Consider the following 13,833-nt stretch of genomic DNA (forward strand, 5'->3'; position numbering starts at 1 on the left):
ATCGAGATGAACAAGCGAAGCATTGAAATCGGCGTGGGCCTGTTTGTGCTGCTGGGCCTGCTGGGCCTGGTGTTTTTGGCGCTCAAGGCCGCCAACCTGGGGTCCACGGGGGGGGGCGCGGTGTACCAGGTGAGCGCGCGTTTCGACAACATCGGTGGGCTCAAGGCGCGAGCGCCTGTGCGCATGGCGGGCGTGACGGTCGGTCGTGTCACCTCCATCACGCTGGACCCTCAAACCTATCAGGGGCTGGTGAAGATGGACATCGACCGCGCGTACAGCTTTCCGAAAGACACCTCAGCCAAGATCCTGACGGCCGGCCTGCTCGGCGATCAGTACGTGGGCCTGGAGCCCGGCGCCGAGGAGAAGCTGCTGGCGGGTGGCGATGTGATCAAGCTGACGCAGTCGGCCGTGGTGTTGGAAAACCTGATCGGCCAGTTCCTTTACAACAGGGCGGCCGACAGCGGGACGGCGTCGAAATGAACGCACGCGTTGCCGCGCTGCTGGTCGCGGTCGCCGTGAGCGCCTGCGCCAGCGTGGTGCCGCCGCCGGGGGAGCCGAACCCTCGCGACCCTTACGAGTCGGTGAACCGGCGCATGTTTGCGTTCAACGAGCGGCTGGATGCCAAGGTGCTCAAGCCTGCGGCTCAGTCCTACCAGACGCTGGTGCCGGAGCCGGTGCGCGACGGCGTGCGCAACTTTTTCGGCAACCTGGGCGACGCGTGGTCGGCCGTGAACTGGCTGCTGCAGGGCGATGTGCATCGGGGCGTGGAGCAGGGGGCCCGGTTTGCCTGGAACTCCACCCTGGGCGTGGCGGGGTTGTTCGACGTCAGCACGTCGTTCGGACTGGACAAGCGCAGCCAAGACTTTGGGCAGACCCTCGGCGCCTGGGGCGTTGGCGCGGGGCCCTATTTGGTGCTACCGGTCTTCGGCCCATCGAGTTTTCGCGATGCCGCCGCCTTGCCGGTGAATTCCATGGGCGGCAGCGGGTGGTGGTTCGAGAGCCAGCGCACGCAGATCGCCATGCGGGCGCTGGAGGTGATCGGTCTGCGGGCGGACTTGCTCAAGGCGGGCGACTTGGTGGAAGGCATCGCGCTCGACAAGTACACGTTTTTCCGGGACGCCTACTTGCAACGCCGAGGCGGCAAGGGCAAGAAGCCGTCGGAGGACGACGACTTTGAAGTCGTGCCGTCCCCCTGATGGGCGGGGCGCGCGGGCGGTCCTGTCCACCGCCGCGTTCGATGGCCCGTTGTGGGCCCTGTTTATTGTGATGAAAGTGACGATCCTCATGCCTTCCGTTTTGTTGAGTTTGAATCGGCGTGCTGCAGCTTGGGTCATGGTCGCTTCTGGCGTCTTGTTGGCGTCCAGCGGCGTTCAAGCGGCCGACAACAGCACCCCTGACGGCTTGGTTCGACAGCTGTCCACCGAGGTGGTGGAAGCGGTGAAGAGCGACAAGGCCATCCAGGCCGGTGACCTGGGCAAGATCCAGGCCCTGGTGGAGGGCAAGGTCATGCCCCACGTCGACTTCAAGCGCCTGACGTCCTCGGCCGTGGGGCGACACTGGCGTCAAGCCACCCCCGAGCAGCAGGACCGCCTGCAGGCGGAATTCCGCGTTTTGCTCATGCGCACCTACGCCGGTGCCTTGAGCCAGGTGAAGGACCAGCAATTGGCCTTCCGGCCGTTGCGGGCTGCGCCGACCGACACCGAGGTCGTGGTGCAGACCCAGGTGCGTGGCAAGGGCGACCCCATCCAGCTCGACTATCGGTTGGCCAAGACCGACAAGGGTTGGGTGATTTACGACATGAACGTGCTGGGCATTTGGCTGGGCGACCAGTACCGCAGCAGCTTTGCCCAGGAGATCTCGGCCAAGGGCATCGACGGTTTGATCAAGACCCTGGCCGAGCGCAACGCCAAGGCCGGCGTCAAGGGGGCCTGAGGTGGGTGAGGCGCTGCTGCGCTTGCCAGCCACCGTGCAGTTGGCCAACGCCAGTGCCCTGTGGCGCGAGTGGGAGACCAAGTTGCGCGCCGAGGCCGCTTGCGTGAGCGCCCAGGCCGGGCGCGAGGTGCGGCTCAACGCCGCCGAGTTGCAGACCTTCGACTCGTCGGCCTTGAGTCTGTTGCTGAACTGTGCCCGGCTGTGCCGGCAGCACGGTCTGGCCCTGCAGGTGCACGACGCGCCTGCTGGGCTGCGCGACTTGGCCCGGCTGTACGGGGTGGAAGACCTGCTCTGGGCGCCGGCCGTGCTGGCCTGAGCGCCCATTCTGTTCAGCTGTTGGCGTAGCGCTTGCTGCGCAGCGTTTTCTTGATCTCTTGCAGCATCGGTCGCAGGCGCTCGCCCAAGCGCAGGGCCACACCGGTGGTCAGCACGTCCACGGCGGTGAGTTGCAGCAGCCGCGACACCATGGGGCTGTAGCGCTCGAAGTCTTCCGGGTGGTCGATGGCCAGCAGGATCTGGCCCGGGGCTTGGCCCATTTGGGCCAAGGGTGAGCCGCTGGCGGTCAGGAAGATGCCGGTGGCCCCTTTCTTGCGGGCGATGTCCGCTGCGTCCAGCAGGTCGCGGCTGCGGCCGGAGTTGGACAGGAACACCGCGCAGTCGCCCGGGGCAAGCATGGTGGCGCTCATCATGAGCACGTGGCCGTCGCTGCACCAACTGCTGTGCACGCCCAGGCGGAAGAACTTGTGGTGCGCGTCCTGCGCCACGATGCCGCTGTTGCCCACGCCATAGAACTCGATGCGCCGGCCGTCGCGCCCGGCCTGTGTCAAGGCGGCGATGGCGCGATCGAAGGCGGGCCCGCTGGCGTCGTTGCGGTAGTGCAGCAAGGCGGCCACCGCGTTGTCCACGACCTTCACGATGAGGTCGGCGGGCTTGTCGTCTTCCTCGACGGCGCGGTGCACGAAGGGAACGCCTTCGTTGACGCTGCCGGCCAGCTTGAGCTTGAAATCCGCCAGGCCGTCGTAGCCCACGCTGCGGCAAAAGCGCACCACGGTGGGCTTGCTCACGGTGGCGCGATCGGCCAGCTCGGACACCGGCAACGTGGCGAAGGCCCGGGGGTCGGCCAGCAGCAGATGCGCAACGCGCTGTTCTGCTGGTGGCAAGGCCGGCAAAGCGGCTTGGATGCGGTCGAGCAAGGCGCTCATACTTCCTCGGGCCAAGTGAAGCCGTCGCGCGCCACCATGGCGCTCGCGGCGGCAGGTCCCCAACTGCCGGCGGTGTAGGGGCGCGGCGGTTCTTCGCTGGCCGCCCATGCGTCGAGCACGGGGCCCACCCAACGCCAGGCTTGCTCTTGTTCGTCGCTGCGCACGAAGAGGTTCAGCTTGCCGGCGATGGCATCGAGCAGCAGGCGCTCGTAGGCGCCCACGCGGGCGGCGCCGCTGAATGCCTTGTCGAAGTCCAAATCGAGCTTGACCGGGGCCAGCGCCTCGCCGGGCGCGCCGCCCTTGGCGGCGAGCAGTTCCAGCTCGAGTCCGTCTTCGGGTTGCAGCTTGATGATCAAGCGGTTGGCGCGCTGGGGGCCCGGGAAGATGGCGTGCGGCACCTGGCGGAAGTTGATGACGATCTGTGCATCGCGGGCAGCCAGGCGCTTGCCGGTGCGAAGGTAGAACGGCACGCCAGCCCAACGCCAGTTTTGCACCTCGGTGCGCAGGGCCACGAAGGTTTCACAGCGGCTGTCGGGGGGGACCTTGGATTCCTGCAGGTAGCCGGGTACGGACTGACCGCCCACGTTGCCGGCTCGGTACTGGCCGCGCACCACGTCGCGCGTCACGCTCTCGGGCGTGAAGGGCTTGAGGGCGCGCAGCACCTTGAGCTTTTCGTCGCGAATCGCGTCGGCGTCGTTGGTGGCTGGGGGCTCCATGGCCAAGATGGTCAGCAGTTGGAGCGCGTGGTTCTGAATCATGTCGCGCAGCGCGCCCGTGCCGTCGTAAAACGGACCGCGTGTGCCCACGCCGAGCGACTCGGCCAAGGTGATCTGGATGTTGGCGATGCTCTCCCGACGCCACAGCGGCTCGAAAAAGGCGTTGCCGAACCGCAGGGCCATCAGGTTCTGGACCGAAGGCTTGCCCAGGTAGTGGTCGATGCGGAAGGCTTGCTGCTCGTCGAACACCGATCGCACCACGCGGTTGATCTGCTGCGCGCTGGCGAGGTCGTGACCCAGGGGCTTTTCCAGGACGACGCGCACCTTGGGGTGGTTGAGGCCAGCGGCCCCGAGTTGCTCGCAAATCTGGGTGAACAGGTGCGGGCTGGTGGCCAGGTAGAGCACCACCGTGTCGGCTTGCCGCTCCCCCAGCCATTCCCGCAGGCGCGTGTAATGCTCGGGCTGGCTGAGGTCCATCCGACGGTAAAACACCATCGACGCGAAGCGCTGGAACTCTTCGTCGCTGGGGCGCTTGGAGCCTTCCACTTCCTTGAAGCGCTCTCGCAGCCACTCCCGGTACTTCTCGTCGCTCTGCTCGTCACGGGCCACCGCCAGGATGCGCCCCCCCGCGGGCAACTTGCCATGGCGGAAGGCCTGGAACAGCGCCGGCATCAGCTTGCGCCAGGTCAGGTCGCCGGTACCACCGAAGAACACGAGATCGAAAGACGTGGCCGCTTGCATGAAGGTTGCGATGTAATTTTGTTACGGCTCGAATCATGCACGGGTTTCGTAACCGGGTCAAATCGGCAGGACCAGAGCCTTCGCTCATGGGGGAGTGCGCAGCGGCGTCCGTCATGGGGGTGGCCGGAAGCCGAGACGGAGCGGTGCGCCGTGCCGAGGTGGCGACAATGCCTGCCGGTGCCGCAGCGGACCTGTCGGTGCCTTCATGAACCCTGCCTCCATGCCATGAACCAACTCGATCAACTCAAGCAGCACACCGTTGTGGTGGCCGACACCGGCAACTTCCTGCAACTGGCGCAGTTCGCGCCGCGTGACGCCACCACCAACCCCTCTTTGATTCTCAAGGCCGTGCAGCAGCCCGATTACGCGCCGCTGCTGGCCGACGTGGTGAAGGCCCACGCCAAGCTGCCGATGGAGGAGGTGGTGGACCGCGTGCTGGTGCGCTTTGGGCTCGAGATCCTCAAGTTCGTGCCCGGTCGTGTGTCCACCGAGGTGGATGCGCGCCTGAGTTTCGATCGCGTGGCGACGTTGGCGCGCGCGCGTCGGTTGATGGCGTTGTACGAGGCGGCTGGCGTGGGCCGCGACCGCGTGCTGATCAAGATCGCCGCCACGTGGGAGGGCATCCAAGCGGCAGCGGAGTTGGAGCGAGAGGGCATCCACTGCAACCTCACGCTGCTGTTCGCGTTTTGCCAAGCCGTGGCGTGTGGGGAGTCGGGCATCACGCTCATTTCGCCCTTCGTCGGTCGCATCTACGACTGGTACAAGAAGTCGGCAGGCGCCCATTGGGTGGAGGCCGAGCGCGCCGGTGCCAACGACCCGGGGGTGCAATCGGTGGCGCGCATTTATCGCCACTTCAAGCAGCACGGGCTCAAGACCGAGGTCATGGGCGCGAGCTTCCGCAATGTGGGGCAGATCCAGGCCCTGGCCGGCTGCGACTTGCTGACCATCAGCCCCGATTTGCTGGCTCAACTGCAGGCACAGGATGCGCCACTGCCCCGCGCCTTGCAGGCCGGTGGAGACAGCCCGCGCGTGACGTTCGACGAGCCCACCTTCCGTTACGCCCTGAACGAGGACGCGATGGCGACGGAGAAACTGGCCGAGGGCATCCGTTTGTTTGCGGTGGACGCCATCAAGCTCGAAGCCTTGATCGAGGCCCAACGATGAGCGCGAGGGGCGATCGCACGCCGGCCTGGGCGGCCTTGCAAGCCCATTTCAACGCCGAAGGCCATGCCTTCGACCTGCGCCAAGCCTTCGCGGCCGACCCGGGGCGCGCCGAAGCGTTCACCCTGCTGGCCGCTGGTTTGCGGGTGGACTTGTCCAAACACCTCTGGACGGCCCGCACTCGGGCTTTGTTGATCGACCTCGCATCGCAGTGCGATGTGGCGGGTCAACGCGACGCGCAGTTCCGCGGCGAGGCCATCAATGGCACCGAAGGCCGTGCCGTGCTGCACACGGCCTTGCGTGCGCCGGCAGGCGCCGGGCCCCACAGCGACGAGGTGCAACGGGCGTTGGCCGACATGCTGGCCTACGCCGAGGCCGTGCGCAACAGGGCTCGTGCAGGTGAGCTGACCGACGTGGTGCACATCGGCATCGGCGGCAGTGACCTCGGCCCGGCCATGGCGGTTCAGGCCTTGGCACCCCATGCGCTGCCAGGTTTGCGCCTGCATTTCGTGTCCAACGTGGACGGCCACGATTTGGCCGCTGTGCTGCCGCAACTGCGCGCCGACCGCACGCTGTTCATCGTCGCCTCCAAGACCTTCACCACCCAAGAAACCCTGGCAAACGCCGAGGCCGCGAAGGCTTGGTTCCTGGCCCAAGGGGGCACCGACACGGCCGCCCACTTCGCCGCCACCAGCAGCCACCGAGCGGCCGCAGCGGCCTTCGGCATCGATCACGTGTTCGGCTTTTGGGACTGGGTGGGTGGGCGCTACTCGCTGTGGTCGGTCATCGGCCTGCCGTTGGCCATTGCCATCGGTGCCGAGGCGTTCCGATCGTTTTTGGCGGGCGCTCACGCGCTGGACCGCCACTTTGCCGAGACCCCGGCGGAACTCAACCTGCCGTTGCAGTTGGGCCTGTTGGACGTGTGGTACCGCAACTTCCACGGTTTTGGCAGTCGCTCGGTGGCGCCTTACCACCAGGGCCTGCGGCGCTTCCCGGCCTACTTGCAGCAGTTGGAGATGGAAAGCAACGGCAAGCGCGTGGACCGTGACGGGGACCTGCTGCCCTTTGCCACCTCGCCCGTGGTGTGGGGCGAGGCGGGGACCAACGGGCAGCATGCCTACTTCCAGATGCTGCACCAGGGCACCGATGTCATCCCGGTGGAGTTCATCGCCGTGCGCGAGCCCGCCTACGGCTTTGCGCCGCATGGGGCGCTCAAGGAGCGATTGGCCGACCAGCACAGCAAGCTGATGGCGAACTGCTTGGCCCAGGCCCAGGCGCTGATGCAAGGCAAATCCTTCGACGAAGCGGTGCGAGAAACAGCACCCACGGCGAACCCGGCGCTGGCGCCCGACGTGCTGGCGCGCCACCGCAGCTTCCCGGGCAATCGGCCGTCCACATTGATCCTGATGGAGCGACTGGAGCCCGCCAGCCTGGGGGCCTTGATCGCGCTGCACGAGCAACGCGTGTTCGTCAGCGGCGCCGTTTGGGGCATCAACAGCTTCGACCAATGGGGCGTGGAGCTGGGCAAGGCCTTGTGCCATCGGCTGCTGCCACGCCTGGCCAGCGGGGACACGTCGGGCCTGGACGCCTCGACGGCGGCTGCGCTGCGATGGGCTCGCGGGGCGTGAACGCTTCCCCGCGCTTCGTGTTCGACTTTGGGGCCGTGCTGTTCCGCTGGCGCCCCTCGGTGGTCGTGGCGGCGGCCTGGCCTGAGCAGGCCGAACAGCCGGCATGGATTGAACGCGCCGTGCGCGATTGCTTTCAGGGCTATGGCGGCGACTGGGGCCTCTTCGACCAAGGGCTGATCGATGTCGACACCCTGGCTCGACGCCACGAGGCCCGCTTGGGCTGGCCGCCCGAGCGAGTGCACGCGGTGGTGGCTGCGGCCCAGCAGGAGTTGCAGCCCCAAGCCGGCGTGCTGGCCCTGATGGAGGCGCTCCAGGCGGCGGGCCATCGGTTGTCGTACTTGTCCAACATGCCTGCACCCTTGGCGCGCGCCTTGCAGTTGGCGCACCCCTTGCGCGACTGGTTCGAGTCGGGCGTGTTTTCGTCCGACGTGCGCCTGTGCAAGCCCGATCCTGCCTTGTTCGGGCTGGCGGCGCGGCGCTTTGGCGAGGACCCGGGAGACTGCCTGCTCATCGACGATCACCCCGCCAACGTGGCAGGAGCCCAGGCGGCGGGCTGGCGGGCCATCGCCTTCACCGACGCGCCAGCGTTGGCCGTCGCCTTGCGTGCTGGGGGTTGGTTGCCTCAGCCTAAAAACGGCAGTTGATCGCTCGCCTCCGCATGCAAGTCATTGGCACCCCATCGAGATTGACGCACGGCCACGATCACCGCTTGGGTGTGAGCGCTACACGGCCGATTGCACCGCGCTGCGGCACGCTGGCGGCGTTGCTCAGCCAGGGCCAGGAGGCCCTGGCCTTCGGCAGGCACAAGCAGTCCTCAGGACTGCTTGTGTCCGGCCTCAGTCTTGCGGGCACGAGCCCGCTGCGTCGTCGCGCCTTGCCAGCGCACCGCATCACGACGCACTCGGCCGTGTCCAACTGCCGTTTCTAGGCTCAGTGACTGAGCGGACGCGACCGCGCGGGCTCGCTGTCGCCCGGCAAGGCGACGTCCTTGGGGTCGTCGCTGTTCTCGGCCGTGGCAGGCACCCGAAATTCTTCGTTGGCCCATGCGGCGAAGTCGCCGGTGTGGCAGCGTTCGCCACAAAACGGTCGCCAGCGGTTGCTGGGGTCGAACAGGGCCTCGCCCTGACAGCGTGGGCAGCGCACCACGAGCGGCTTGGGTGAGGGCATCAGGCGCACAAGCTCAATTCGAGCGCAGCATCTTCAGCGGCCAGCCTCAACTTGCCTTCGGCGTCCTGGCGCATGAGGCGGATCGACACCATCAAGCGATGGCCGGTCATTTCCGGCACCAGACCCAAGCTCTGGTCGATGCGCAAGCGCAGCAACTGATGGGGTTTGCTGCCACTGAGCGATTGTTGGTAAACCCCGCCTTGGGCCACCACCTTGTGGGGGCTGCCGGTTTCCCGCAGCAGGGACAACAGCAGGGCCACGGCTTGCGCCATGGGCACCACGCGATCCATCCACTGCAGTAGGTCTTGGCGACGCTGAGCGGCACTGTGCTGCTGCCACGCGTGGTAGGCCGGCAAGTCGAACTCGCAGGTACCTCCCGGAATGGCCAGGCGGCTCTTCAACCCCATCAGCATGTCGTGACCCGCCAAGTGGGCACCGGCCTTGCCGGTTTGGGCATTGAGGGCTTGGAAGGCGGCATCCAAGCGCTGGACCACATCGTCCAGCGCCTCCTCCGACACGGCGGGGTTGCCTCGGTAGCTGTTGAACTGCGCCTTGTGGCGCTCCAGCTCTTTGAGCATCTCGCTCTTGAGGTCGGCACGGGCGCTGGCTTCGAGCACCTCGAACAAGGTCACCAGGGCGAAGTGGTGGTCGAGCGCGGCCTCGCGCGTCACCAGTTGGCCGAGTCGGTCGAACAGGTGCTCCAGCCGCAGCAGGGTTCGGACGCTTTCGTTGAAGGGGAACTCGTACAGCAGCACTGGGCGCACCGGAAGGGCGAAATCAAGCCGAGGATTCTTTCACAGGGGGCCGCCACCGCGCGCTGGCCAGGCGCACAGCGGCTTCAAACTCCGCCAGGGTCGGGGTGCTGTTGTCGACGACGACATCGGCCACGGCGCGGCGGGCTTCGCGACTCGCCTGCGTGGCCATCACGGCACGCGCTTGCGCCAGGGTCCATCCGGGGCGCTGCGCGACCCGCTGCGCCTGGACTTCCGCGTCGCAATCGACGACCAAGATGGCATCAACCCGTTGGCGCCAGTGGCCCGACTCGACCAAGAGCGGCACGTCGAACACGACGTCCTCATGCCCCTCGGCCTGGGCCAGGGCCTCACGCAGGATCAGGGGGTGCAGCAGGGCTTCCAGGTCGGCCTTGGCCTGGGCGTCGGTGAACACTTGTTGACGCAAGGCCGAACGATCCAACTCGCCGTGTTCGTTGAAAACAGCCGACCCGAAGCGCGCTTGGAGGGCCGGCAGCGCGGTTCCGCCGGGTGCGGTCAGCGCGCGGGCGATGGCGTCGGTGTCCACCACCCGCCATCCCAGCTCCGCCAACACCCGGGCAGCCGTGCTCTTGCCGCTGCCGATGCCGCCCGTCAGGCCCAGGCGCATGGCGCGCTCTCAGGCCCAGCCCAACCAGTGCAGAACGCGGTTTTGGCCGGCGAACATCACCACCAATGCCGCTCCCGCCAAGAACGGCCCAAAGGGAACGTAGCGGCCTTCGCGCAGGGCACCGCTCAGTTTCATGCCGATGCCGACGATGGCGCCCACGGCCGAGGCCAAGAGCACGATGGGCAGGAGCATTTGCCACCCCAGCCAAGCGCCCAGTGCCGCCAGCAACTTCACGTCCCCCATGGCCATGCCCTCGAAGCCCCTCAGCCACTTCCAGCCCTTGGAAATGCCGCCCAGCCCCACCGCGGCCCCCACCACGCCCCACAGGGCGTCGTTCAAGGGCAAGGTCCAGCCCAAGCCTGCTGCCACCAAGCCCGCCCACAGCAGGTTCAACGTGAAGGTGTCGGGGAGCAGGGTTGTGTCCCAATCCACCAAAGACGCAGCGAGGAGCAGGGCCACGAAGCCGCACCACAGCAAAGCCACCGGGAGGGCGCCCATGTGCCAGCCGACGGCCGCAAAGAGCAAGCCCGTCGACAGCTCAACCAGCGGGTAGCGCGCGCTGATGCGCGTGCCGCACGCGGAGCAGCGACCCGCCAAGCGCAGCCACCCCAGCAAGGGCAGGTTTTCGTGCCACGCCAGGGCGTGCCCGCATGAAGGGCATGCCGATCGCGGGCGGGCGAGGCTGTAAGGGGGCTGGCGATCCAGGCCGTCCAGCAAGGCTTGCGCCCGCTTGGCTAGGTCCTTGGCTTCCGTCGCCGAGACGGCCTGGGTCGAAGCGACCTCCTCGTGCGAGGTGAGGATTTCCGCAGCCTCCCGGCTCCATTGACGGACGAGGATGCGCGGCGTGCGGTAGACCACGACGTTCAGAAAACTGCCCACGCACAGGCCAAGCACACCCAGCGCCCACGGCGACAACCACCAATCCCACGGCATCGTTCAGACCACTTGACCCATTTTGAAGATCGGCAGGTACATGGAAACCACGATGCCGCCGATGAGGGTGCCCAAGAACACGATGATGAAGGGCTCCATCAAGCTCGACAGTGCCGCGACCGCTTCGTCCACTTCGTCTTCGTAGAAATCGGCCGCCTTGCCCAGCATGTGGTCCAGCGAGCCCGATTCCTCGCCGATGGCCGACATCTGCATGACCATCACCGGGAACAGGTTGGCGCCTTGCATGGCGGCCGTCAGCGCCGTCCCCGTCGACACCTCGCGTTGAATTTTTTCCGTCGCTTCGGCGAACACCGCGTTGCCCGAGGCGCCCCCCACGGAATCCAGGGCTTCTACCAAGGGCACGCCGGCCGCGAACATGGTGGACAGGGTGCGCGTCCAGCGCGCGACCGCCGCCTTGAACATCAGATCGCCGAAGACCGGGATCTTGAGCAGCAGGCGGTCCATGGTTTTCTGCATCTTTTCGCTGCGTTTCCAAGTCTGGAAGAAGAAGTAAAGGCCCAGCCCGAGAGAGCCAAAAATGAGCCACCAATAGGCCACGAAGAACTCCGACAGCCCCATCACGAACAAGGTGGGCGCAGGCAGGTCTGCGCCGAACGACGTGAACACCTCCTTGAAGGCCGGGATCACGAAGATCATGATCACCGCCACCACCACGAACGCCACCACCATCACCGCGATGGGGTAGGTCAGCGCCGACTTGATCTTGTTGCGCAGCGCCACGGTTTTCTCTTGGTAGATCGCCAGTCGGTCGAGCAGCGATTCCAAGATGCCGGCGGCTTCGCCTGCTTCGACCAGATTGCAGTAAAGCGCGTCGAAATAGATGGGGTGCTTGCGGAAGGCCGTCGACAAGCTGGTGCCCGATTCGACGTCGAGGCGGATGTCGTTCAACAGCTTCGTGAGTCGGGGGTTGGTCGCGCCGCGGGCCACGATGTCAAACGATTGCAACAGGGGCACGCCGGCCCGCATCATGGTGGCCAACTGCCGGGTGAACACCGCGATGTCTTTGACCGTGATGGACTTGCCGCCGATCTTGCCCTGCTTCTTGATCTTGCCGACCGTGATCCCTTGCCGACGCAGCGACGCGCTGACCACCGCTTCGGAAGCAGCGCGCAATTCCCCTCGGACGGTCTTGCCGTTGCGGTCTTTGCCTTCCCACTCGAAGACATGCCCGGTTTCGCCGCGCTTCGCGGCTGCTTTTGTCGTTGCCATCATTCCTCCAATGCGTTGGGCGGCCTGCCAGCCCTCATTCGTTCGTCACCGACAGCACTTCTTCCAGCGAAGTCACGCCCAGGCGGACCTTGGCCAAGCCAGCGCCGCGCAAATCCCGCACGCCCTCTTTGTGGGCCTGCGCCGCAATGTCCACGGCCGTGCCCTGGCTCAGGATGATGCGCTGCATGTCCTCAGTGATGGGCATCACTTGGTAAATGCCCACGCGCCCCTTGTAACCGTTGTTGCAGGCAGAGCAACCCACCGGGCGGTAGGGGCGCCAACTGCCGTCCAGGTCTTCTTCGCGGTAGCCGGCGCGAATCAGTGCGTCCGGGGGGTAGTCGGCCGGTTGCTTGCAGCTCTCGCACAAGCGGCGTGCCAGCCGTTGGGCGGTGATCAAGATGACACTGGAGGCGATGTTGAAGGCCGCCACGCCCATGTTCATCAAGCGCGTCAACGTCGTGGGAGCATCGTTGGTGTGCAAGGTGGACAGCACCAAGTGCCCGGTTTGTGCGGCCTTGATGGCGATGTCCGCCGTGTCCAGATCTCGAATTTCACCCACCATGATCACGTCGGGATCCTGGCGCAGGAAGGACTTCAGCGCCGCCGCAAAGTTCAAGCCGGCCTTGTCGTTCACGTTGACCTGGTTGATGCCGGGCAAGTTGATTTCTGCGGGGTCTTCCACGGTTGAGATGTTGACACCCGGCTGGTTCATGATGTTCAGGCAGGTGTACAGCGACACCGTTTTTCCTGAGCCGGTGGGGCCGGTGACCAGCACCATGCCGTAGGGCCGATGGATGGCGTGCAGCAGGCGATCCTTCTCTACCTTTTCGTAGCCCAGGGCATCGATGCCCAACTTGGCGGACGACGGGTCCAGGATCCGGATCACGATCTTTTCGCCGAACAGCGTGGGCAGCGTGGACACCCGGAAGTCGATCGCCTTGGCGCCGAACTTGAGCTTCATCCGACCGTCTTGAGGCACGCGCCGTTCGGCGATGTCCATGCGCGAGATGACCTTGATGCGAGAGGCCAGCTTGTCTTTGATGGCGATGGGGGGTTGCGTGATCTCTCGCAACTCGCCGTCAATTCGGAACCGGACGCGGTAGTGGTATTCGTAAGGCTCGAAATGAAGGTCGGACGCGCGCATGTTGATGGCGTCCACCAGCATCTTTTGCAGAAAGCGCACCACGGGCGCGTCTTCCACATCGGCCAACTCCTGGGCGTCTTCCTTCTTGTCGGTTTCCTCTTCGGCGATGTCGAAGTCGATGTCGCCCGAGGTCATGCTCTCGAGCGACTCGGCTGCCGATGCGGCCGTCCCTTGCAGCAACTTGGCCAGCTTGTCTTGCTCGACGATCACCCAGTCGGACTGCAATTGGGTGGCGAACTTGATGCGCTCGACCACCTCTTGCTCGGTGGGGTCGGCGCCGCCGAGGATCAGGCGGTTGCCGCGGCGACCCAGGGCCACCACTTGGTATTGCGCGGAGAGCTTGCTATCGAGCACATCGCGCGGCAGGCGTTGGGGGTCGACAGCCCCCAGATCCATCAACGGAATGGACAACGCTTGGGACAGCGTGTGAGCCAACTCCGCGGCGGACAAGGCGTTGGCAGCCACGGCCGCGGCGGCGAAGCTGATCTTTTTCTCTTTGGCCTGCTTGAGGATGTCTTCAGCCGCGCGCTCTTTGAGCTTGCCGGCATTGACCAGCACCCGTGCTGCACCCGAGAGCTTGGTGTTGGCTTCGTTGGCAG

General features: G+C 66.0%; 15 protein-coding genes. 7 read left to right on the plus strand and 8 right to left on the minus strand.

The annotated features are described in order from the left end of the window. Positions 1–6 precede the first annotated feature (6 nt). The 4 genes from mlaD to O9335_RS06120 all read left to right on the plus strand — a co-directional run bounded on the left by mlaD (position 7) and on the right by O9335_RS06120 (position 2,248). Entirely contained in the window at positions 7–480 is a 474-nt protein-coding gene (gene mlaD / locus O9335_RS06105) for an outer membrane lipid asymmetry maintenance protein MlaD (RefSeq protein ID WP_298385087.1), read from the plus strand. Beyond that, on the plus strand, positions 477–1,196 hold the full coding sequence (locus tag O9335_RS06110; protein WP_298385089.1) for a VacJ family lipoprotein: 720 nt from the start codon (positions 477–479) through the stop codon (positions 1,194–1,196). Before mlaD ends, O9335_RS06110 begins: the two co-directional genes overlap by 4 nt. Positions 1,197–1,332: 136 nt before the next feature. After that, positions 1,333–1,932, plus strand: coding sequence for a phospholipid-binding protein MlaC (locus tag O9335_RS06115; RefSeq protein WP_298385092.1), 600 nt, complete (start codon positions 1,333–1,335; stop codon positions 1,930–1,932). Position 1,933: 1 nt separating this feature from the next. Then, entirely contained in the window at positions 1,934–2,248 is a 315-nt protein-coding gene (locus O9335_RS06120) for an STAS domain-containing protein (RefSeq protein WP_298385095.1), read from the plus strand. 13 nt (positions 2,249–2,261) lie between these two features. Here the strand turns inward: O9335_RS06120 and O9335_RS06125 are convergent, their stop codons facing one another. Both O9335_RS06125 and zwf read right to left on the minus strand, forming a co-directional pair. Then, a complete protein-coding gene (locus tag O9335_RS06125) occupies positions 2,262–3,125 on the minus strand; it encodes an SIS domain-containing protein (RefSeq protein ID WP_298385131.1) in 864 nt (287 codons plus the stop codon). Positions 3,126–3,130: 5 nt separating this feature from the next. Further along, the gene (gene zwf / locus O9335_RS06130) at positions 3,131–4,591 is read right to left on the minus strand and encodes a glucose-6-phosphate dehydrogenase (RefSeq protein WP_298385102.1); all 1,461 of its coding nucleotides are present in this window, start codon (positions 4,589–4,591) and stop codon (positions 3,131–3,133) included. A gap of 225 nt (positions 4,592–4,816) precedes the next feature. Here zwf and tal point away from each other — a divergent pair, with 225 nt between their 5' ends. The 3 genes from tal to O9335_RS06145 are packed head-to-tail and all read left to right on the plus strand — an operon-like array spanning position 4,817 to position 8,024. Next, entirely contained in the window at positions 4,817–5,755 is a 939-nt protein-coding gene (gene tal, locus O9335_RS06135; protein WP_298385106.1) for a transaldolase, read from the plus strand. After that, on the plus strand, positions 5,752–7,380 hold the full coding sequence (pgi, locus tag O9335_RS06140) for a glucose-6-phosphate isomerase (protein ID WP_298385109.1): 1,629 nt from the start codon (positions 5,752–5,754) through the stop codon (positions 7,378–7,380). Before tal ends, pgi begins: the two co-directional genes overlap by 4 nt. Continuing rightward, positions 7,377–8,024 carry an HAD family hydrolase gene (locus O9335_RS06145; RefSeq protein WP_298385112.1) on the plus strand — a complete coding sequence of 216 codons (648 nt, stop codon included), beginning with the start codon at positions 7,377–7,379 and terminating at the stop codon, positions 8,022–8,024. Before pgi ends, O9335_RS06145 begins: the two co-directional genes overlap by 4 nt. 286 nt (positions 8,025–8,310) lie before the next feature. Here O9335_RS06145 and yacG read toward each other — a convergent pair whose 3' ends face one another. From yacG to pilB, 6 genes are read right to left on the minus strand one after another with little or no spacing between them, the layout of a single operon-like run. Beyond that, a complete protein-coding gene (gene yacG, locus O9335_RS06150) occupies positions 8,311–8,547 on the minus strand; it encodes a DNA gyrase inhibitor YacG (protein ID WP_298385115.1) in 237 nt (78 codons plus the stop codon). Next, positions 8,547–9,302, minus strand: coding sequence for a cell division protein ZapD (gene zapD, locus O9335_RS06155; protein ID WP_298385135.1), 756 nt, complete (start codon positions 9,300–9,302; stop codon positions 8,547–8,549). Before zapD ends, yacG begins: the two co-directional genes overlap by 1 nt. Positions 9,303–9,324: 22 nt before the next feature. Continuing rightward, complete coding sequence (gene coaE / locus O9335_RS06160; RefSeq protein WP_298385118.1) at positions 9,325–9,927, minus strand: dephospho-CoA kinase; 603 nt, start codon at positions 9,925–9,927, stop codon at positions 9,325–9,327. A 9-nt stretch (positions 9,928–9,936) separates the two neighbouring features. After that, positions 9,937–10,860: an A24 family peptidase gene (locus O9335_RS06165; protein ID WP_298385120.1), complete on the minus strand. Its 924-nt coding sequence runs from the start codon at positions 10,858–10,860 to the stop codon at positions 9,937–9,939. 3 nt (positions 10,861–10,863) lie between these two features. Beyond that, positions 10,864–12,090 carry a type II secretion system F family protein gene (locus tag O9335_RS06170; protein ID WP_298385123.1) on the minus strand — a complete coding sequence of 409 codons (1,227 nt, stop codon included), beginning with the start codon at positions 12,088–12,090 and terminating at the stop codon, positions 10,864–10,866. Positions 12,091–12,124: 34 nt separating this feature from the next. Continuing rightward, positions 12,125–13,792 carry a type IV-A pilus assembly ATPase PilB gene (gene pilB, locus O9335_RS06175; RefSeq protein ID WP_298385137.1) on the minus strand — a complete coding sequence of 556 codons (1,668 nt, stop codon included), beginning with the start codon at positions 13,790–13,792 and terminating at the stop codon, positions 12,125–12,127. Between the last annotated feature and the right edge of the window lie 41 nt (positions 13,793–13,833).

The sequence above is a fragment of the Inhella sp. genome, from assembly GCF_027532025.1.
Lineage (GTDB): Bacteria > Pseudomonadota > Gammaproteobacteria > Burkholderiales > Burkholderiaceae_C > Inhella.

Bases quoted from the DNA above. Each gene is read 5' to 3' on its own strand.
- mlaD (WP_298385087.1), top strand. From the start codon at position 7: ATGAACAAGCGAAGCATTGAAATCGGCGTGGGCCTGTTTGTGCTGCTG.
- O9335_RS06110 (WP_298385089.1), top strand. From the start codon at position 477: ATGAACGCACGCGTTGCCGCGCTGCTGGTCGCGGTCGCCGTGAGCGCC.
- pgi (WP_298385109.1), top strand. From the start codon at position 5,752: ATGAGCGCGAGGGGCGATCGCACGCCGGCCTGGGCGGCCTTGCAAGCC.
- O9335_RS06170 (WP_298385123.1), bottom strand. From the start codon at position 12,090: ATGGCAACGACAAAAGCAGCCGCGAAGCGCGGCGAAACCGGGCATGTC.
- yacG (WP_298385115.1), bottom strand. From the start codon at position 8,547: ATGCCCTCACCCAAGCCGCTCGTGGTGCGCTGCCCACGCTGTCAGGGC.
- coaE (WP_298385118.1), bottom strand. From the start codon at position 9,927: ATGCGCCTGGGCCTGACGGGCGGCATCGGCAGCGGCAAGAGCACGGCT.
- O9335_RS06115 (WP_298385092.1), top strand. From the start codon at position 1,333: ATGGTCGCTTCTGGCGTCTTGTTGGCGTCCAGCGGCGTTCAAGCGGCC.
- zwf (WP_298385102.1), bottom strand. From the start codon at position 4,591: ATGCAAGCGGCCACGTCTTTCGATCTCGTGTTCTTCGGTGGTACCGGC.
- tal (WP_298385106.1), top strand. From the start codon at position 4,817: ATGAACCAACTCGATCAACTCAAGCAGCACACCGTTGTGGTGGCCGAC.
- O9335_RS06165 (WP_298385120.1), bottom strand. From the start codon at position 10,860: ATGCCGTGGGATTGGTGGTTGTCGCCGTGGGCGCTGGGTGTGCTTGGC.